At 37.6% G+C, this 19,111-nt stretch carries 20 protein-coding genes and 1 CRISPR repeat array; of the genes, 4 read left to right on the forward strand and 16 right to left on the reverse strand.

Annotated elements, in window-relative coordinates; all coding sequences use genetic code 11:
- Positions 1–218: 218 nt before the first annotated feature.
- Entirely contained in the window at positions 219–395 is a 177-nt protein-coding gene (locus tag F8S12_RS35400) for a DEAD/DEAH box helicase (protein WP_230968498.1), read from the reverse strand.
- Between the two features lie 125 nt (positions 396–520).
- Between F8S12_RS35400 and F8S12_RS35405 the strand changes: the two genes are divergently transcribed.
- On the forward strand, positions 521–1,159 hold the full coding sequence (locus tag F8S12_RS35405; protein ID WP_196521001.1) for a Uma2 family endonuclease: 639 nt from the start codon (positions 521–523) through the stop codon (positions 1,157–1,159).
- Between the two features lie 73 nt (positions 1,160–1,232).
- Here the strand turns inward: F8S12_RS35405 and F8S12_RS35410 are convergent, their stop codons facing one another.
- From F8S12_RS35410 to F8S12_RS35470, 13 genes are read right to left on the reverse strand one after another with little or no spacing between them, the layout of a single operon-like run.
- Positions 1,233–1,868, reverse strand: a complete 636-nt coding sequence (locus F8S12_RS35410) for a hypothetical protein (RefSeq protein ID WP_196521003.1) — start codon at positions 1,866–1,868, stop codon at positions 1,233–1,235.
- The gene (locus tag F8S12_RS35415) at positions 1,868–2,947 is read right to left on the reverse strand and encodes an RAMP superfamily CRISPR-associated protein (RefSeq protein ID WP_196521004.1); all 1,080 of its coding nucleotides are present in this window, start codon (positions 2,945–2,947) and stop codon (positions 1,868–1,870) included. The genes F8S12_RS35410 and F8S12_RS35415 overlap by 1 nt, the downstream gene beginning before the upstream one ends.
- A 1-nt stretch (position 2,948) precedes the next feature.
- A complete protein-coding gene (locus F8S12_RS35420; RefSeq protein ID WP_196521006.1) occupies positions 2,949–3,425 on the reverse strand; it encodes a hypothetical protein in 477 nt (158 codons plus the stop codon).
- On the reverse strand, positions 3,422–4,402 hold the full coding sequence (locus F8S12_RS35425; protein WP_196521008.1) for an RAMP superfamily CRISPR-associated protein: 981 nt from the start codon (positions 4,400–4,402) through the stop codon (positions 3,422–3,424). The genes F8S12_RS35420 and F8S12_RS35425 overlap by 4 nt, the downstream gene beginning before the upstream one ends.
- 26 nt (positions 4,403–4,428) lie before the next feature.
- Positions 4,429–5,049, reverse strand: a complete 621-nt coding sequence (locus F8S12_RS35430) for a hypothetical protein (protein WP_196521010.1) — start codon at positions 5,047–5,049, stop codon at positions 4,429–4,431.
- A gap of 10 nt (positions 5,050–5,059) precedes the next feature.
- On the reverse strand, positions 5,060–5,926 hold the full coding sequence (gene csx7, locus F8S12_RS35435) for a type III CRISPR-associated RAMP protein Csx7 (RefSeq protein WP_196521012.1): 867 nt from the start codon (positions 5,924–5,926) through the stop codon (positions 5,060–5,062).
- A gap of 8 nt (positions 5,927–5,934) precedes the next feature.
- The gene (locus tag F8S12_RS35440) at positions 5,935–7,071 is read right to left on the reverse strand and encodes a CRISPR-associated protein (protein ID WP_196521014.1); all 1,137 of its coding nucleotides are present in this window, start codon (positions 7,069–7,071) and stop codon (positions 5,935–5,937) included.
- 24 nt (positions 7,072–7,095) lie between these two features.
- The gene (locus F8S12_RS35445; RefSeq protein ID WP_196521016.1) at positions 7,096–7,518 is read right to left on the reverse strand and encodes a hypothetical protein; all 423 of its coding nucleotides are present in this window, start codon (positions 7,516–7,518) and stop codon (positions 7,096–7,098) included.
- Entirely contained in the window at positions 7,515–8,738 is a 1,224-nt protein-coding gene (csx10, locus tag F8S12_RS35450; protein WP_196521018.1) for a type III-D CRISPR-associated RAMP protein Csx10, read from the reverse strand. Before csx10 ends, F8S12_RS35445 begins: the two co-directional genes overlap by 4 nt.
- Entirely contained in the window at positions 8,725–9,459 is a 735-nt protein-coding gene (locus tag F8S12_RS35455) for an RAMP superfamily CRISPR-associated protein (protein ID WP_196521020.1), read from the reverse strand. The genes csx10 and F8S12_RS35455 overlap by 14 nt, the downstream gene beginning before the upstream one ends.
- The gene (gene cas10 / locus F8S12_RS35460) at positions 9,456–11,831 is read right to left on the reverse strand and encodes a type III-B CRISPR-associated protein Cas10/Cmr2 (RefSeq protein WP_196521022.1); all 2,376 of its coding nucleotides are present in this window, start codon (positions 11,829–11,831) and stop codon (positions 9,456–9,458) included. The genes F8S12_RS35455 and cas10 overlap by 4 nt, the downstream gene beginning before the upstream one ends.
- A 6-nt stretch (positions 11,832–11,837) precedes the next feature.
- Positions 11,838–12,749 (reverse strand): CRISPR-associated protein Csx3, encoded by a 912-nt coding sequence (locus tag F8S12_RS35465; protein WP_196521024.1) that lies wholly within the window; start codon positions 12,747–12,749, stop codon positions 11,838–11,840.
- A gap of 44 nt (positions 12,750–12,793) precedes the next feature.
- A complete protein-coding gene (locus F8S12_RS35470) occupies positions 12,794–13,099 on the reverse strand; it encodes a CRISPR-associated protein Csx3 (RefSeq protein WP_196521025.1) in 306 nt (101 codons plus the stop codon).
- Between the two features lie 103 nt (positions 13,100–13,202).
- On the opposite strand from F8S12_RS35470, the gene F8S12_RS42150 reads away from it, so the two are divergent.
- Genes F8S12_RS42150 through F8S12_RS35480 form a run of 3 tightly spaced genes read left to right on the forward strand, consistent with a single transcriptional unit; the run spans position 13,203 to position 15,163 of the window.
- Positions 13,203–13,388, forward strand: a complete 186-nt coding sequence (locus tag F8S12_RS42150) for a hypothetical protein (protein ID WP_331001484.1) — start codon at positions 13,203–13,205, stop codon at positions 13,386–13,388.
- Positions 13,369–14,577, forward strand: coding sequence for a TIGR03985 family CRISPR-associated protein (locus F8S12_RS35475; RefSeq protein ID WP_331001485.1), 1,209 nt, complete (start codon positions 13,369–13,371; stop codon positions 14,575–14,577). The genes F8S12_RS42150 and F8S12_RS35475 overlap by 20 nt, the downstream gene beginning before the upstream one ends.
- A gap of 7 nt (positions 14,578–14,584) precedes the next feature.
- On the forward strand, positions 14,585–15,163 hold the full coding sequence (locus F8S12_RS35480; RefSeq protein ID WP_196521026.1) for an HD domain-containing protein: 579 nt from the start codon (positions 14,585–14,587) through the stop codon (positions 15,161–15,163).
- A gap of 56 nt (positions 15,164–15,219) precedes the next feature.
- Positions 15,220–16,359: a CRISPR direct-repeat array (repeat unit 37 nt; unit sequence GTTTCAGTCCCCGTGAGGGGATTTGGTTAGTGGAAAC).
- Positions 16,360–17,270: 911 nt separating this feature from the next.
- Here F8S12_RS35480 and F8S12_RS35485 read toward each other — a convergent pair.
- Both F8S12_RS35485 and F8S12_RS35490 read right to left on the reverse strand, forming a co-directional pair.
- Positions 17,271–18,023: a helix-turn-helix transcriptional regulator gene (locus tag F8S12_RS35485; RefSeq protein WP_196521027.1), complete on the reverse strand. Its 753-nt coding sequence runs from the start codon at positions 18,021–18,023 to the stop codon at positions 17,271–17,273.
- A 116-nt stretch (positions 18,024–18,139) separates the two neighbouring features.
- The gene (locus F8S12_RS35490) at positions 18,140–18,721 is read right to left on the reverse strand and encodes a hypothetical protein (RefSeq protein ID WP_196521028.1); all 582 of its coding nucleotides are present in this window, start codon (positions 18,719–18,721) and stop codon (positions 18,140–18,142) included.
- Between the last annotated feature and the right edge of the window lie 390 nt (positions 18,722–19,111).

The following is a 19,111-nucleotide window of genomic DNA, read 5'->3' on the forward strand; positions in this document are numbered from 1 at the left end:
AGTAAATTCTAGTTAAAAATGTCAAATTTTTGAGAGGAGGTAAAGATTATTAATTAAGAGAATTTACAAAGTAGGTCGGAATTTCAGCTATATTTATAAGTTGAAATCTATTTTTTCATGGGCAGATTTTTAAAATTGTTTCTCTTCAGTTAATTATTATGATTATCTTTCAAATAAATCATAATTAGACAGAAGTTCTCTATGTAAACAAGAGGACTTTATCTTCTTTTGTTTTCAAAATGAGAATTGCTGGGTGCGATCGCTGTTTCCGTTTTTCCTGACCCTGTTGGTGCGCGGAGGAGGATATCTTGACGCTGTAAGAGTTTAGCGATCGTTTCTCGTTGAAAGTTGCGCGGGGCGAAGGTAGTGAGGGTTTGAAAATATTCATTAATCATAATTGATAAAATGAATTAGGATGATTTTAATATTAGTTAGTAATCAGTTGTAAATTTGGAAACTTATACTAAGTTTTTACTGAATACTGATTACCATTAACTGCTTACTGATTCTGCGAGGAATTATGCTGCTAACTGAACATCGCGCTGACCGAGTGGTTCTTTACAATATCAGTTGGCAAAAATTTGAGAATTTATTAGTGGACTTAGGTGAAAGCTGTTCAACTAGGGTAGCTTATGATGATGGCACGTTAGAGATTATGACACCATTACCAGAACATGAATATTACAAAGAAATAATTGGTGACATTATCAAAGATACAGCTGATGTTTTGGAGCTAGATTATGAGTATTACGGCTCAACTACCTGGAAACGAGAACTAAAAAGGGCTGGAATAGAATCTGATAATTGTTTTTATTTTCAAAATGAAGCTTTAATTCGAGGTAAACTCAAATTTGATTTAAATCAAGACCCACCTCCAGATTTAGCTTTAGAAATTGATGTTACCAGTAAATCTTTAGATCGCTTTCCCATCTATGCACGGTTAGCTGTACCTGAAATTTGGTCTTATGACTCTGGAGAAATCAAAATTTACCAGTTGCAAGGTGAGGAATATCTTGAAAGAGAAACAAGTTTAGTGTTTCCTAATCTGAATATTCAAGAAATTCCCTCACTAATTGAAAAATACCGTATGGCAGGAAGACGAGTTTTCCGACAAGCAATCAGGGAGCGGGTTAGGGGACAGATGGGTAAAGAAGGGTAAGGAGTGCGATCGCTGTTTGGTTTTTCCATATTTTATTTTAAGTAAAAAATAACACAAACTTAAATAAAGCAAATTACTCAATTGATTTTACACTTTTAATACTTCCATCATCCTTCAGGGCGGTAATTTTCACTTTTACTACCTGCCTTTCTTTAAGAGAACTTGCTTTTTTAGGTTCTTTCTCAGTCAGCTTAACTGTTGCCAGCATCTCATAAGTTACTTTATTACCTTTAACACCAAGCACAGTAGCGTCTAAAACTTGGTCAATTTCAAACTTTTGTGACTGAAAAACTACCGTAATTTCTGCTTGACGTTCAGAACTTTGTTCAACCTGTGGACTTTGGAAAATAGAGATTTCCTCAATCGGACTAACTTTGTAATACCGCATTAAACGCATCGCCCAGCCTAAAATTTTTAACATGGTCTGAGCGTTTGCTTGTTGGTTTTGTAAGTACTGATTACACGCACTTTCGATATTGCGGTAGTAGCTTGTAGTTCGGCCACTGTGTCCAATTTGCCTACCGTTAGTAACTAAGATTTTAAGATAGCTAAAAAATCTCCGTCCTGCGTCAGGTTGCTCTACAATGCTACGCAGATATGCAATAACTTTTCCTACTTCATTAACATCTGTGTCCTCTTTAACCAAAGTTATCGCTAAATTGTGAGCAAGTTGAGATTCCGCTTCTGTTAAAGATTCTGTAGTCAACATTAATACATATCCTTTGGTGGTTCGAGGTCGGTTGGGTAGCGTAGAACTTCAGCAAGTTGTTGGAGTTGGGGAAGTTGAATGAATCGGGAATGTGCTGTTTTAATTTGGGTAGCTATAAATGTTTGTAGTGCCTCTCCTGTGAGAAGATGATTGTTATCGGGGGTGTAAGTGGAGTAGTGCGATCGCAAATCCTGAAAATTTTGTAATATCCTGGCTTGGCTAACTTCTACAGTCATTGTTCCCATCCCAATAGGTTTACCACCACCAACTTTTAAAGCTATGGGGTAGTTAGAATCTTGTCCCAGCACAACAAACAGCGTCCCTAATTCTTCAGGTTTGATGTTTTTAAATTGCAATTGAGTAGTAAAAGTGTATTCTCTTGCTGCTTGTTGAATTGCAATTCCTTGATTTTGACCTTTTTCAATAGCGCAAATTGTATGATAATAAAACTTACGTCCAGCAACTTTTCCCCTTGCGTCAAAATATGCGCTTCCGGGTTCAGGGCGCGGACGATATAACGAAGGCATAAACCCCGTATTAAAACCTATATTTTCGCACTTAACATCATTAAACTCAAGGAATCCTTGTAAATTTAATGCTCCAAATATTCGACAAGCATCACATACCTGATTTCTATTTTTTTTGATATCACATTCTGTCCCATATCCTTCTGGAAGTTTTCTAAAGTCTGCTTTGGTTTTACAAATACAACTTCTACTAATCGCTTCATATACTGAACGAATGCAACCTTTAAGGGAACTCCCTTGAATTACCAAGTGTTTATCAATTCCCTGTACCATTGTTTTAATTAAAGATACACGAGCTGCAATATCGTTACCAGGAACAACAACACCAGTAGAAACATGAAGTGAAGTTTCAACTTTCAGGGATAAAAATAAAGTTCCATGCAGACCATTTTTATCAAACTTATCATGTCCAGCAGGACGTTCTAAGCGCGAACCTTCCGGTGGGAAAGAAACAAATTTGTATGGTTTTTCTGTATGTACCACAGAATCATCATTAGATGGAGCATGAGAAGATAATGGTTTTCGTAGTTTAGGTTTTGGCGTGTTAGTCATTTTACTTAACCGTTAAGGCGACAAAATGAATAGTTGCAGTAGCAGAGTCTTTGAAATATCTTTGCTTTATTGATATATCTTTAGGATTGATAGGTTGATGATTTTCATCTTTAAAAGTGAAACCTTTAGGAAATCTGGTTTCTTCCGGGTTATGCCAATAGGCATCTCTATCAAAAATTTCCCAATGACCAGTTAATTCTTTAAAGCCTTCTAAGTTAAATTCCTGTTGACTGAGGATTAAAACCTCATAACCTGATTTATATTTTTTCCATCGAATTTCACAGATAGAGTTAAATACCTGTCCTTCAATTTCTCCTCTATCATCAGGCAACTTCTTACAAATTCCACTCACAGCATGAAAGTAACGTAAAAAATAATAACTTTGCGAGTTAGAGGGGTGACTAATTAAAGTAGCGAGTTCATCATCAGCTACTAATTGCTTATGATATACATACCCTGATGTAAATTTTTCTTTCATGCAGCTAAAACCTTACTCCATGCACGAACTGAACGCATAAATAAATCTTTTACACCCGATTCTGTGTCACCTTCCCATTTAAGTTGAACTCCAAAATCTAATTCCATAGATTCTGCACGAACTGGAGAATCTTGATAGTCTGGTTGAGGAAAACCATATTTTCTCGCTTCTTCAGGTAGTAAAAACTCTCCCACTCCAAGCAAGAAAGTCCAGTTCCATTGTCCTGAATTTCCTAGTTGATTAATTTTTCTAGTTTCCGAGTCAATTTGACACCCTGGATACTGCACAACCGCCTTATTGTATTGAACGCGAACCGTACCTAAACCGCGTGATTTAGCAAAACCTAACCCAAACCAACCATCATTTAAATCACGCAATACTAAACCAATTAAACCAAGTTGCGACAATGTAAAATTTTTGAGGTGAATTTTAGTATGAAATTCTCCACCAGTGCAAACTTGATAGTTAAATAATGCACCAGGAATTGTTGAACCAAATACCCTGTCAATAGCGACACCATTTCTTTCTTCAGTTCTAACTATTTTTGATTCATCTGGATAAGCATCTTCTATTCTGATTCTACTAGCAATAGAAGTATTACCAAACATTTGATCTGTAAAGGAAGAACCCTTGTATAAAATTTCTCCAATATTAGGATTGTTTTTATTTTGTTCCTTTACATTATCTAGATATTCATCATTTTTTAAAGGATTACTAGCCCAAAGTTTTTGAGTATCTCCTAGTGGACGTTGTTCACTACCCACTGTTTTCACAATTCTTTCAGCATGGGCGCGAATAGCGCCTTTCAAACTGCTTCCTGGTAAATATATAGTAGGTTTACCAGCATGATAGGTTTCGACAAATTCCATATCTGGTTTTGTCGGATCTGCCCCTTGTTTTCCAGATTTAATCAGAATCGGCCCATCTGGGATGATACTTAAATCAATAGTGCAATGGTTTACAAGTCGTTTGTGCATGGATGTATTTATCTCAATAAATCTGTTTAAGCTGCAACTAAATTATTTAGCTGTAATTCAGATTGTTGGAATACAAAATTAGCAGCAGCAAATAATTTATCTAGTTCATAAATGGTAAAAGGAGTCATATTTCTGATAAACCTGTCACCTTCTAATTTAGCAAATTGCCATGTTGCGCCATTAGAAACAATACCAAAAATAATTATTTGATATTCTCCATTTAATCTTTGAGCAGCAATCATTTCTGCTAAACATTGCGCCCAACCTGTTTCAAAGTTATCTTGTTTGGCTTCCACTAAGATAAAGTATGGTTTGTCAAAGACGACTTTACCTAATGGTGAACGTTTAGCCAAAATATATTCAGGAAATCCTGATAATTTTTCATCATAATTTAAGGATTCATGACTCCATAAAATAAAATGTTGGCGGTAGGTTTTCCAAACTTCTTTCAGTACGGGATAAATGAGATTTTCACAGATAGCAAATTCTGAGTTATCAACAACAGCATCCCGCATCATCAGTTCTAAATCTTCGCGGAAGTAGTCAGGAATATTAAAGGGAATTTCACTGATAAAATTCGCTTCGGTGTAAGTAACTTGAAACGCTTTGAGAACTTCACCGATAGTTTTATAGTTACTGAAAGCCATTTTGACATCCTCAAGATTGTGTGTGGGTTGTAGTGCTAGAATTTTTGGGTAGATTTTCTGTTAAATATGTGATGAGAGATTGAGTCCATTTTTGTTTAGATTCTTTACCATCTTGATAGCTGGGTAATTTATCACCTAAGTTGCTATTAACTAATTCTTGTAAATAGGTTAACAATTTTTCTGGTTTGTTGTTAACATTAAGCCAGTACATCTTATTAATTTCTAGTTTAACAACTCCTAAGCCGCGAGAACGTCCACCACCAAGGGGAATTTGTTCTGTCTCAAACTGGTGTAACCCAATCATGAACAGTCCTAATTCCCATTCTTCAGCATTTTCCACCACTGCGCGAAACTCAAACTGTGTCCCCGCAGGTACTACTTGAAAATCATAAAGTTTACGATCTGCTGCGGTTTCGGTGTCTCTATCAATAGCAACACCGTCTCTTTCTTGGTATTGTCCAAACCAGGTATCAGGAACTACCGTTAAATCGCGTACTTGGAATTTACTGGCTATCCAAGGTGAACCAAATAGACGAGAGATTAAATCTGTCATTTCAATAAGTTCTCGCGTTAGATCCAAGTCATTATCTTTGTGCTGTTCTTTTAAATCTTTGACGTAATTGTTTTTAGCTGAACTGGTGAAATCAGTGGGATCTTCAGCAAAACTGGAATCAATTCCACGGAGGAAACTTTCAAGGCGCGATCGCATTGCACCTTTGAAGCTAGAACCTGGTATTAATGGTTGTCCTAATGCATCTTTAATGACGGGTAAATCTGTTCCGATGGGTTCTGTGGAACGTCCTACGCTAATTCTTAATGCGGTGATTGTAGTGAGTACGCCTGTAATTTCTAGGCGATTTTTAAATGTGTCGAACATGGGTTTAGTTATCTACCTTTAATTTTTTCACTTCTTTCAACATGATCGTGTGTTCCGTAGTATCTCAGGCACAAATAACCACTTACAAATTTACAACTAACTCGGAGACTAAGCGTAACTCTAAAATGCTCAATATCGGTATTTTTATAAGTTTCTAATTGAACTCCACCATCTCCTTTTAGATAAGAAATATCTCCATCAAATTTATTTAACAAGTATGCAACTTTAACTATTGTTTCCTGTAATTTTAAACATTCTTTTTTGTCCTTAATATTTTTAAAATCTTGAACAAATGAACCCTCATATTTAATATATTCCAGGGTTAACAAACTTTGCAAAAGAAAATTTACCTTACTTCTATTCCAAATAAGTCGTCCCCAGTTACTTAGTAGTGCCTTATCACCAATTATGTATAATAAAGTTTCTGGGACTTTTTTAAGTTGTTTTAAATCAATCCATGCTCCCTGTGCCATTAATGCAAATTCTACAGGTTTAATTACCTCTGTATCTATCTTGATAGGTAAGCGAGGAATTGTAATTAACTCTGAACTACTACCCTCAAATATGTAAATAATTTTGTTAGCATAGAACATACCAATAGTATTGATAAATCCTTGTATTGCTTTAAAACCTCCTACTAAATTAAAGCAAACTTCATAGTCACTGTCTTGATAACCAGGAATTGTATCTTCAAACCAATTAAGTAGTTCATCAATCCCTTGTGTAAAAGCCTCATTACTGCTAGTTGAAAAGCCTTGGGGGGTGTAAATGGAAATATTTAATCCATTTGTACTGAGAAATGATTGTAATATTTCTGCTGTTATTTTATCTTGAGCAGTATCACTAGCAATTAACCAATGTATATCTTGTTCACTTTGACTTATTTGATCTTCATACAGTCCATAAATTCCATTAAGTTCAGCACTAGCTTCACGAATATCATCAATATCACCACTCAGCTTTTCTTCTGCTCTCTCTTTTAAAGTTTGAATGATATCTGTAATATCTTCATGGTACTTTCTAATTTCTTCATAAGAACAATTAGCTGTATCTCGTAAACGGCTATAATAGCCATTTTCATATTCTCGATCAATTTGATTAGTTAATAAGCTTGTCCCAACTGTGGAAATAACTAAACGCGGCATATTTCTAACCTCATAAAAATTGTATTAAGCAGGATTTTCACCTTTAAGCTTGTACGTTAAATAACGCGCACCATATCCCAAATAACGACGAGTTAATTCTAATAAAATTGAGTTAACTTCGTCAGTTTTTGCTGAGTCTGCAATTGTTTTTGCACGATCTTTTATTTGAGTATTTATATCTGAAACAATTTTCTCAGCTAAGGAATCTTTACCCCTTCCCCATTTCTCATCTCTACCAACTTGATAACGGAGAAAGTTTTTAATTACTTCTGTGCTATCAGTAGTATCAGCAACTCTTACTAAATTACGAAATTGAGATTCTTCTAATTTACCATAGGATCTACGATCATCTAAAGCGTCTTGAATCCAAGTTACTAAAGAATCTTCAGCTTGACGGATACCTTTTTGGATTTTCAATTGTTGTTGTTGTTTTGATGAATCGCTCACTTTGCTTCCTCTCTGAATACTAAATGAAACTCATTACAAATTTGCACTTGTCCGAAACCTTCAGAAGTGCGATCGCCTATTCCATAAACTTCTAAATCTTCCCAAGCTTTCAACCACAAATCCTTATTTTCTGTACTGAATAAATACACACTCCCTCTATTTGTCACTAACTCCACATCTTTCATCAAACCCCAAGCAGCATTCCAACCAGAACGGTAATCATGGCTACTGTAAGCACTTTTAAGTCGTAAAGATGAATCATCCACATCTGTAAATTGCTGTAGCATATCTTGAGAAATTACTGTTGTGCGTCGCCAATTTTCAGTTAAAATTGCATCTGCTTGTAAATCAATAGTGAAATAAGTTTGATTGTTTAGTATTTCTGATATTTTCCCAAATATATTACCCCATTCATTCCAGCGTATACGTAATTTTTGATTAAATTGGTTAATTCGATCATCTACATTTGACTTAATATCACTTTGCTTTTTAGCTGTAATCTTGACTTTTCCTAAACCTCGTGAACTTGAACCTCCTAAACGAAAATTATCTTGATGAGTCTCAATAAATGTGTGTAAAGAATCTGCTAAATCATCAGGTACTAAAATTGTACTTGTATATATTACAAGTTGCTTTTTTTGTTCCTTTGATTCATTTAAAACTTCAATACTATAAAGTACTTGTTCTTCCGAAGTAGCGCGACGGCGATTTATACCTACTCTAGTTAATAAACGATTACTGGTAGAATGACTGTAATACTTTCCGTCTATTTGACTGTAAAACCCTGTGAAAGTATCTACTCTACCCCCATCTATAGGACAATTAGGATCATAAATATGATTATAGCTATCAGCACAAAAACGGTCTATTAAAGTGTCAAAAACTCCATGATTTTTTTTGTATTTAAACCCTGGGTTACTTTTAGAACTAAGAACTGTAGAAGGTAAAATTCTTACTTCTAATTGAGCTTTATCGCTACGTTCAATCATCGCTGGATAAGCATTTTGAAAAATCGCCGGATTTTCACTCAAAAATAATTTGTGAAAATCATCACCTTCTTCAATTTCTTGATTTGCTTCCTTTAATATTTGACCAGCAACAGCACCACGAATTACTGAACCAGGAATAAAAGTTTCAGCTTCACTTATATTCCCTCCTGGCTTTTTGCGTCCTATAGCTAAAGGAGATAAAGCTTTAATTTCTAAATTAATCTTTTTCATTATTTCCCACTCCTTTAGCTAGAAAATCCCATGCTGCTTGTTCTACAGATAACGCGGGTAATTCCCAATTTAACCACCCCAAGCCAGCAGATTTACTCCCACCTAAAGCGTTAATGTGTCGCAGTCCCGCTAAAATTAATGCACCTACGTAATCTGGGTTATTAAATAGTGACTTAGATAAATAAATATTACCTTTAAACCTCAATTTTATATTAGCTGGGGATGTTTCCAGAAAGTAAAGTTTACTTTCTTCCGCAGTGTGACGACGACGGTTTATTGTTACTCCAGGACGGATAATTTCTGGTAAATTTTCTGCTTCTTCTTCACAAATTAAATCATCAAATATGACGCGAGAAGGTAAAACAGGATTTCCAAATATTTGACAAATTAAACAATGATGGTTCTTATCATCTTCTGATATTTTATATTCTTCTCTTTCAAAATTACTATCTAAACCTGCTCTTTGCGGACACATTGTTTGCGGGTTGGGAGGATGGCAAATATTCCACTTTAAACCTCTGGCAATTTTTTCGCATTCATGGCGCAAACGCCCTTTTAATTGGGAAGCAGGAATGAGTAAATTTCCTTCAGCATTGCGAACTATGGGTTTATCAGCAAGTGAACCCGAAGAACCTCCAGCACCTATACATAAAGCTGTGTCAATGATAGCGCTAATACAATAAGTTTGAATTGAATTCGGTAATTTTTGTAATTGAATCATAACTCAGCCTCTACAGGTAAATTTTCTGATCCTTCCTCTTCTGCTTCTTCCATAAATTCATAGATATCAACCAAATCTCGCCAAATTGTTTCAAAAAGAGGATACCCTGATTTATCATGTTCTAGTGAACCATCATCATACATCCAAGGTGCTAAATTCCCGCCATTATTTTCCTTTTTAGGTGTACACCAAGCTTTTTCAAAATCACTTTCTAATTCAGATTTACCCTGTTTGAGTCTAACTCGAAAATACCGATAATTCAGAATAGCTGTATGTTTACCTCGTTCTAATAAGCTCCTGATTTGGTAAAGCTGTGATTTGGGAAACTTGGCTTTTCTCAAAGCTGCAATTGATGTTAATAATCCTCCTAATTCATGTAGAGTGTAAGGTGCAGCGTAGAGTTTTAAATTTTGCGGATTTTTCTTAGTTAATGCCTCTTGACGAAATTCTTTAACACTTGATGCAATCATTGTCACAGATTTTAGGGTTAAAAAATCTACTGTTCCGCCATGATATCCCACAGGTTTCAATTTTTTAGCCCGTTCTTTAGCAGACTTGAGTAATTGATCTATTAACTCTTTGGCATAATAGATTGGTGTGTTAATAGCTGTAATTAAAACACCTACTGATGTACTAAGTTCACATTCAGAACGTTTAGCATTTAATGGTTGGTAACGATGAATTTTGCGTGGTTCAAATGGTTTATCAAATTTGAGCTTATAATTACCTAAAATGCGCTTTTCTTCTTTTATTTGAGGTTGAATTTCTACTAATTTAATTTCCTTTAGTAAAATTCCTTCAAATCTCTCGCCTATCATTTGAGAGATTTCTAAGGCTTTATTAGCAGGTACAACAATTAAAATATCATCACCACCAATGGTAATTATTTCAAAAGGATGAATCAAATCACCATTTCTCAAGTCTGATTCTTCTTCATTTAAACCTTTCAGTGTGTGAGGACGTAAATTTTCTGCTAATGCTTGATAAACTGCATATTGTGTTGCTAGTTCCACATCTTGACTAAATTCTTGATATTGCTGTGGAGTTTTGATTTGTTTTTGGATATATCCACCCATATTATTGCCATCAGCATAAATATAGGCGATAAATCCATTACTAGCATTAGATATCTGGGTGAGAGTTTGGGCTATTTGTACAGTTTTGGGATTTATACCTCCATAGTATTTACTTTTTAAACTTTGATTTCTTTCTAAAAATACTTTATTAAATCTGTCTACCCAGCTTTCAACTATACCTCTACGCCATTCCAATTTAGAATCAAGATACCATTGTGGTTCTTTTGGATCACCATCTTTAGCTCTATCACCAAACAGATATTTTCTAACTGATGGTTCAGAAAAATAAGTTTCTCTAGCTAGTTTGTCTACTTGCAGAATAGCAGAACGGTTTTCCACTCCATCTCTGACTAAATAAGGATGGGTTTCAAACATAGGTGGATAACGACGGGTGCTTTCACGTCCAGGAATATGATTACCGCTACGTCGTTGATTAAATAAAATAGCTAATTTGGTAGTAATTTCATTAAAGCTTTTACGGGTTTTAAATACTTTTAAGCGTTCGGTTTCATCTTTGGGATATCCAAAATAAGCCTGAATTATTGGTTTTTGATAATTCTTGTGATACCACTCTAACCAAGGTGTATCTTCTATATTTTCCTTGAGTAAACCAAATCGAATTTCTAATAATCTAAATGTGTCCCCAACTGCACAAGAGTTAGCTGTTAAGGTTTCATGAGTATAACGCTTTTCAATGGCATCAGCTAAATCATGAACATAAGCAGCAGGACAAAAAGCAAGAATCTTTCCACCTGTGGAATATATGATTAGTTCAGGAATCAAAACTTCAGATAACTTGTAATCTTCATGAAAATTATCGTTCAACCATTGTTTAATTTCATCGCATTGAATAGTGTACCTATTTCGCTCATTTTTTTTGTCTGATTCTTGTTGGTATGTTTTATTAAAAAATGCTGGCAAATCAATGATGTTAATTCTATCTAATAAACCAGATGCTCCACGAATTTCTTGAATTTTTGCTGATTCAAACACATATTGTTTAATCTTAGTCGCACTACCATAAACTAAGCCGATTTTGGTAGTTTGATTCCATAAATTAGAGTACTTCTCCTTTAGCTCATCCAAAGTTGGGGGAAAATCATCATCATCTTTGATACTTTGGAATTCTTCTACTTGCTGAACAATTGCTTTAACCGCTTCTGGAACTTCCTTACTACTATTCTGATTTAAAGCGTCCCGCATTTCCTGTAAAACAGTAATATCAAACTGCGGTTGACGTTCGTTACCCCAAGCCAAACACCAAGCGATCGCTACATTAACAGAATTCATGTTCATTTTACCTCAAATTAACTCCACCAAAACCCGCGCCAATGCTTGCACCATCGGACGATTAGAGACATCCTCGCCACGCTGCAACCGATGGACATTTCCTCTAAGAATCGGCGTTTCCCCCGAAATCGCATCACTTACACTTTCATAATCACTGTAAATAATTGCTACCACTTCCAAACCTAAAGATTCACAAAATCCTTGCCAAGGTGCAATCTCACACTGATCTTTCACCAAAATCACTGCATGAGTCGCTTCCGCCATAATCAAGCGGTTCTCATCAGATATTCTTCCACCGACATCAAATACAAAGATTCGTGTATTGATACCCCTGACTTCCTGGGCTTTCAATTGTGCAAACTCTGGCGTAAATCTAGCCTTATATTCAGCTTTTAACTTTTTCGCCAAATCCAAATCGCGCCGTGCAGTTTCGCCATACCAAGAACCATCACCATCGGGACAACCAGAGATGAAATAAGAGTCTGGTGCATTGGGAATCTGCAATAACGCCTGTTTTAAACCATCCCGAAAGCAAGTCTTTCCTGTATTCGCAAACCCACACAGCACAACTTTGATACTTGAGTGTTGCTGCGATCGCACTATATCTAATGTATCCCCTACTATATATCTTGGGTGTTTGCTGATGGTAATTACATACCTATCCAGTCCTCTGTCGCCAATCTTCGGGTCAAAAAAAGCGATCGCATCATACAATTTAGATAATTTATCAGCTAATACCTGACTAACCAGTACTGATGTGCGTCCATTAATTTTAATCAGGGAACCACCAGAAAGTTCACCCGAAGCAATCATTGCATCCAACTGCACCGATGCATCTCGCACAATCTGGTCGCCTGTAGCAAGTGTTGCACTAAACCCAACTTTCAAAACGTCGTCTTCCAAACTTATGTGATACGTTGTCATAAAATTTCTTGCTAGCTACACCCATCTCCTCCATCATTCAAATATCAATCTATTAAGTCTCCTAGTTTATACGATGGATTGTGTGTGATACAAATGACATATTTACCTAACTTGGGATCGTAAAAAGCAACAGCACCATATATATGAGCAAGCTTATGTGCTACAACAAACGCTACAGGGATAGAAGTAGGCCCATTAATCTTTAGAAGTGTACCTCCCGCCAGTTCTCCTGATGTTGCCATTTCCTCCAATCGGGCTGCTGCATCACGCACAATCTGGTCATTTTGAGCAGGTTCACCGAACTTAACACTTAGAATTCCATCTTTTAGGTCGATTTTGTACGTACTCATTACCTTTAGATTTATTTGATGGCTACATCATACACGCACCTGGAATAAGTGTCTTCCAAGACGCTGTATCTTAAAGAAAGTTATATTTATTGAGATTCGGCTGGTGTCTGAATTAGTTTTTCAAGATATTCCTGATGTAGAACTATTGCAGTGCTTAGGACGCGGATATCTCAAGCAAAATCTACTACGAGCAATTCGCTTGTGGGTGTGGCTGCGATCGCTCTACGGTGATAATCAAGACCGTCTAGTTTTAGATGATTCTTTCTCTTATGCAAACAAACTGGCGTGATGCATTCTTTAGTCCCACACATCCTAAAGGAGAAGAGATTCCCGTCGTACATGACTCTGATTGCCCCTGTATCAAAACCACATCTCAATGGTTGTTTAATGAAAAAACAAGAATAGTTGCTAGCCAGTGGCAGAAATCAATACTTGCTTACACTGGTATCGACGCATCGGCTTTAGACAAACTGTTACAGCAGCGTTTGTTTGGCGTAACTCGGCGTTCCTTGCAAGCTGATTTGGAAATTCTCGCTCAACTGGGTTGGCTGGTATACAGATACCAGAAATATTACCGAGTGTGCGAGTTTCCACCACGTCCCATAACTGCTAAAGATGACGTGACTGCTACCAAAATTGGTGCTTATGAATTGAACTTCATGCATGAAGATTTAGTAGCGATCGCAGAATATCATTCTCAAAAAATCAATCGTGTTCAACGCTTTTTTTTGAAACTCGATTATGTGATTCCCCATAGTACCCTGGATGCGGTTGAGGATTTGGAATGCGAGTTAAGACAAGTTTGGGCTAAAACTCCAGTTCCACCGATCAAACTAACTTATGGTAGTGCCAGACTTGGGGTAATGGTTGATTGTATCGTTTATCCCGTATGCATCTACTACGTACAGAGGGCAGTTTATCTGTGTGCCTATGGCGAAAGCCCTCAAAAACAAAGTGATTGGTATAACTTTCGCCTTGACCATATTCAAAGTATGACTTGTTTAGAGTGGACAAACCCCAAACTACCTTCAAATCTACTACAGCACTATCGAAAGACATCTTTACCTACTCCAGATTATATTGCTTTAGAAATGTCTAAAGCTTGGGGATTTGATTTCTATTTGCCTTCGCAATTGATGTTACTGCGATTTGACCGCCAGTTCTGCGATCGCTACGTTAAAGGTACTGAACGCCACGACACTTTTGAAGAAATTACTTATCAGCAAGTGCAACGTTTGATTCAACGTGAAATTAAACAACCTCAACAGCAAGATTTATTAAAAGTCCTTGCCAAGCGTTCGGAAACAGACGCTTACTATCAAGCACATATCCGATATCAAGATAACGAACACAGAGATAACAATCTAGTCATGCGTTTACGAGCATGGCTTCCAAAAGTTGAAGTTTTAACACCTTGGGATTTACGGCAAAGCTTTGCTGCTGATGCCGCTACTCAATTTATGCTTTATCACAATTGACGCAACTATGAATTCATTAAAACTGACTGAACGATTTGAATCCGCTTTAGTCTACGCAACTCGTCTTCATGCTAATCAAACACGCAAAATTAGCGGCGTTCCTTACATTTCACATTTGTTAAGTGTAACGGCTTTAGTTTTAGAAGCTGGAGGCACGGAAGAAGAAGCGATCGCTGCTCTTTTGCATGATGCAGTAGAAGATCAAGGTGGCAAACCCATTCGTGACGACATCCGTCAACTCTTTGGTGAAACAGTTTTGGCTATTATCGATGGCTGTACTGAGTGGGATACACCTCCTAAACCTCCCTGGCAAGAACGTAAGCAGCATTACCTCAATAATCTCCGTTCTGCTTCACCTTCTGTACGCTTGGTTTCTCTGGCTGACAAACTGCATAATTCCAGATCGCTTTTAGCTGATTGGCAACAATATGGAGATGTCATCTGGACTAATTTTAGTGCCGGTCGAGAAAAAACTTTGTGGTTCTACCAATCATTAGTTCTAGTTTACCACCACACAGGCTCTGATTGGATGACACTGGAAATCGAAAGAGTTGTTAATCAATTGTGCCAGGAAAACCCTGCTTAATCTTTAGATTTTAATCCCCTTGCAGGGTAGTAGGCTTTGGAAACCTGTAATTGTGCGTTTCAGTCCCCGTGAGGGGATTTGGTTAGTGGAAACATTGATCAAGGCAGACTACAAAACTGTGATGACGTTAGGTTTCAGTCCCCGTGAGGGGATTTGGTTAGTGGAAACCAGTATTTCCTCCAACCTCATCGGCGCATAGGGGATTTTATGTTTCAGTCCCCGTGAGGGGATTTGGTTAGTGGAAACTTATGGAGAAGTGGGCGGCGATCGCAGCGACTGCAAGTTTCAGTCCCCGTGAGGGGATTTGGTTAGTGGAAACTCCAATCAATGGGGATATAATTGGACTAGAATCGGTGTTTCAGTCCCCGTGAGGGGATTTGGTTAGTGGAAACTTAGGTAGTGGGAAAAACCTGCAAAAAGCTGAGAAAGGTTTCAGTCCCCGTGAGGGGATTTGGTTAGTGGAAACTACCCCGAACCCTTACTTTGCAGCTAGTCTCGATCCAGTTTCAGTCCCCGTGAGGGGATTTGGTTAGTGGAAACATTGACCCTAACAGGGTATTATCCTCCGATTTAGGGTTTCAGTCCCCGTGAGGGGATTTGGTTAGTGGAAACATCTCAGCAAATATATGTCAAAAGGAAAGCAGTCAAGTTTCAGTCCCCGTGAGGGGATTTGGTTAGTGGAAACAAGTCCTCCTTATCAGCCTGACGGCGACGATCCGAAGTTTCAGTCCCCGTGAGGGGATTTGGTTAGTGGAAACCTTCACGGAACAGGCTGAACGGGGATTTATTGAGGTGTTTCAGTCCCCGTGAGGGGATTTGGTTAGTGGAAACATATCGCTATCACTTCAAAGGGTGCGATCTGTGCATGTTTCAGTCCCCGTGAGGGGATTTGGTTAGTGGAAACAACTAGAGGAGCAAATAGAGGAATTAGAGGAGAAAGGTTTCAGTCCCCGTGAGGGGATTTGGTTAGTGGAAACATTGCTAATAGAAACCTCTGATAAGCATCCAGGTAGTGTTTCAGTCCCCGTGAGGGGATTTGGTTAGTGGAAACCAACCTTAAAGCAGCTGTTGCCGCTAATTATTCTAGTTTCAGTCCCCGTGAGGGGATTTGGTTAGTGGAAACATCCGTGGCTTGTTGGTATATTTTTGATGCTAGCAGGTTTCAGTCCCCGTGAGGGGATTTGGTTAGTGGAAACCGCTCCATCTGAAACTGTTACAGAGCAAGCTTCCTGGGAAGGTTTTTGACGGATCGAAAAAAAAGGTCATTTTCAGCCGCTCTTATTGCAAGTAATTTGCAACTTCCCGAAGTTTTGAAACGCTGTAATTATTTACTTGTCAAGGTTCTGGCGATTTTGGCAGATCCCCCAGGGTTTTAGCCCTCGCTTCGACTTGCCAAACATCAAGCTGATTACATAATCATAAGACGTGTATCTATTATTGTCCACAAGTTTGTATAAATTGATCTATAAGCCCGTATTCTCGCTCAATTAAACTCAACAATTTCTCCTCTACAGCAGTCAACCAAGGTCGATTCACCTTCCCCAACGACTGCAACAGACTTTTGACTGTCTCCTCCGGGAGCAATGCGATTTTGTGAGGTGGTTAAAATTCGGGTACTAAATCACCTATCTAGAGGTGCGATCGCAGCTAAATAACTGTTTTTATTGAGAATCTAGCTCTCTAACTGAGAATTAAAGTCCGATCTAACAAAATCGCATTGCTCCCGTCTCCTCCAGAGAATCGGAATATATTCGCGCAAGGCGATCGCTCAAGCATTGCATCTGCTGACATGCGGCAGGCAGGTAGTTGAAGGACTTCAGATGCTGCAACCTAATGGTGTACTCACCAGGGAGCAACGCGAAAAAGTGAGATCGGCGTTTAATTCTCAGTTATATAGCTAGATTCTCAATAAAAACAGATGTTTCGCTGCGATCGCACTATTAAACAGGTGATTTATACCCCTAATTTTTCGTACCTCACAAAATCGCGTTGCTCCCTACTCACCATACCAAAGTCTCACAGTACAACTGAAATCATTCACTGCGCTGAGTATTCCAAACCTGGATAACATCGTAATGACGCAACAGAATAATTAAATTAATTGCATTTACCAAAAATTCTTTTCAATAGGATCTGAACCAATCAGAAAATCAAAATTACCTTCACCTGTGTTTCTCTTCAATGTTTCCATGATCTTTTTCGGGTTATCGTGTGGTCCATTGACATAAAATGGTTTCCCGTCACGACCACATTCAATACGTATTCTCCCATCCCATTCTCCGATGTGCAAACGCGATTTTTCAAAGTCTTTATGTGGTTGAAACCCTAAGCTTAGAGCGTATTCGCAAGCACTAAATATCATCCCTTGGGCAACTTCAAGAGTCACCTCTTGCGGTTTTCCGGGAAATGGCTCGAATAGTAATTCTGTAAATTCTTTAAATTTTATCCTGTCTACTGTACGTGGTGGTATGGTATCTTTAACGCCCAAGCACCATATATCTAAAAGGTAGCTACAGACCGTGATTTGATTGTATCGAGCAACTCTTGCAATCACTACCAATCCTAAACCACGATTGATATCGTCATTGTTTTTTACAGGTAGGATTTTTGTCAGCAGATTTTTGATGCTGTTTTCTGGTGGTATTTTCGGTAACAATTTGATAAGACTCTCGCTTGCTAAACACTGATATACGGGGTCTAGTTCTCCTTTTGTTAATCTATCTAATGTGGTTTGCTCTGCTTGATTTTGAATCGCTGCATTAACGGATGATACTTTGATACCCAGTTTTCGGGCTATTTGTTTGGGTGTTAAATTCAATGCCCGTAAATCCATGATTTCTTGTTGTTGTGTTCCTGTCATAACGTCATAACTTACTACTTTCTACAAACAACCGGGAGCAGAAATATTAAACCAAAGCTTACTTTTATTAATTTAATACCACAATGAATCACAGAAAGCATTGTTTCTTTGTTGCATTATTCTCTGATTTCCGACTCCAAAACCGTCAGTAGTTTCTCTTCCAAATCCGTCAAATAAGCGCGGTTCAGCTTCCCCAACGACTCCAAAAACTTCTGCACAGATTCTTCGAGCGCACTGGAATATACTCGACTGATGCGATCGCATATCTCCCGCATCTGCTCACACTCGGCAGGTAGGTAATTGTAAGATTTGAGGTGTTGCAACCCAACGGCGTACTCGCCATCCCACATTCTCACGGTGCAACTGAACTCATTCACTGCGCTGACAATCCCCCAACACCCACCTTTGCCCCTAAGTTCGGGATTGTCCTTAACAAGGATTTGGCAGACTTCGCCGATTTGGTAGGTATTGGGTACTTGGGTTCGCTCCATTATGCGCTGCACAACATTCTTCACAATCCTACCACTTGGGACTTTACCACCCGCTTCCTCCACTGCCTTCTGCCAAGCTTCTCTTTGCACTTCTGGCTCTAAAGAAGCCAAAGGGCGTACTTGACGTTCATTATTTGGCAGAATTTGTAAACCATTGGTTAACATTTTTGGAGTCTGTAATTCATCCGTAGCTATTTCCTCCAGCAATTCTCATTTTGAAAACAAAAGAAGATAAAGTCCTCTTGTTTACATAGAGAACTTCTGTCTAATTATGATTTATTTGAAAGATAATCATAATAATTAACTGAAGAGAAACAATTTTAAAAATCTGCCCATGAAAAAATAGATTTCAACTTATAAATATAGCTGAAATTCCGACCTACTTTGTAAATTCTCTTAATTAATAATCTTTACCTCCTCTCAAAAATTTGACATTTTTAACTAGAATTTACTTTTGTGAGAGGGACATATTCGGTAAGAATAAATAAGAAAAACTCCGACCAATTTTTAAAGCAAATAAATTTTAATAAGGTACGAATATCATTAAAGAAACTAGTCCGAGTTGCTAATAAGTCACGAACTTTTTGATAGGTATAA

Origin of the sequence: Nostoc sp. WHI, from assembly GCF_015714725.1 — a bacterium.
GTDB lineage: Bacteria > Cyanobacteriota > Cyanobacteriia > Cyanobacteriales > Nostocaceae > Nostoc.

What these genes read in the sequence shown, in the direction of transcription:
- F8S12_RS35405 (WP_196521001.1), top strand. Translation starts at nt 521, where the DNA reads ATGCTGCTAACTGAACATCGCGCTGACCGAGTGGTTCTTTACAATATC.
- F8S12_RS35485 (WP_196521027.1), bottom strand. Translation starts at nt 18,023, where the DNA reads ATGACAGGAACACAACAACAAGAAATCATGGATTTACGGGCATTGAAT.
- F8S12_RS35425 (WP_196521008.1), bottom strand. Translation starts at nt 4,402, where the DNA reads ATGCACAAACGACTTGTAAACCATTGCACTATTGATTTAAGTATCATC.
- F8S12_RS35400 (WP_230968498.1), bottom strand. Translation starts at nt 395, where the DNA reads ATGATTAATGAATATTTTCAAACCCTCACTACCTTCGCCCCGCGCAAC.
- F8S12_RS35465 (WP_196521024.1), bottom strand. Translation starts at nt 12,749, where the DNA reads ATGACAACGTATCACATAAGTTTGGAAGACGACGTTTTGAAAGTTGGG.
- F8S12_RS35455 (WP_196521020.1), bottom strand. Translation starts at nt 9,459, where the DNA reads ATGATTCAATTACAAAAATTACCGAATTCAATTCAAACTTATTGTATT.
- F8S12_RS35480 (WP_196521026.1), top strand. Translation starts at nt 14,585, where the DNA reads ATGAATTCATTAAAACTGACTGAACGATTTGAATCCGCTTTAGTCTAC.
- F8S12_RS35415 (WP_196521004.1), bottom strand. Translation starts at nt 2,947, where the DNA reads ATGACTAACACGCCAAAACCTAAACTACGAAAACCATTATCTTCTCAT.
- F8S12_RS35470 (WP_196521025.1), bottom strand. Translation starts at nt 13,099, where the DNA reads ATGAGTACGTACAAAATCGACCTAAAAGATGGAATTCTAAGTGTTAAG.
- F8S12_RS35410 (WP_196521003.1), bottom strand. Translation starts at nt 1,868, where the DNA reads ATGTTGACTACAGAATCTTTAACAGAAGCGGAATCTCAACTTGCTCAC.
- F8S12_RS35440 (WP_196521014.1), bottom strand. Translation starts at nt 7,071, where the DNA reads ATGCCGCGTTTAGTTATTTCCACAGTTGGGACAAGCTTATTAACTAAT.
- F8S12_RS35430 (WP_196521010.1), bottom strand. Translation starts at nt 5,049, where the DNA reads ATGGCTTTCAGTAACTATAAAACTATCGGTGAAGTTCTCAAAGCGTTT.
- csx10 (WP_196521018.1), bottom strand. Translation starts at nt 8,738, where the DNA reads ATGAAAAAGATTAATTTAGAAATTAAAGCTTTATCTCCTTTAGCTATA.
- cas10 (WP_196521022.1), bottom strand. Translation starts at nt 11,831, where the DNA reads ATGAACATGAATTCTGTTAATGTAGCGATCGCTTGGTGTTTGGCTTGG.
- csx7 (WP_196521012.1), bottom strand. Translation starts at nt 5,926, where the DNA reads ATGTTCGACACATTTAAAAATCGCCTAGAAATTACAGGCGTACTCACT.
- F8S12_RS35420 (WP_196521006.1), bottom strand. Translation starts at nt 3,425, where the DNA reads ATGAAAGAAAAATTTACATCAGGGTATGTATATCATAAGCAATTAGTA.
- F8S12_RS35475 (WP_331001485.1), top strand. Translation starts at nt 13,369, where the DNA reads ATGCAAACAAACTGGCGTGATGCATTCTTTAGTCCCACACATCCTAAA.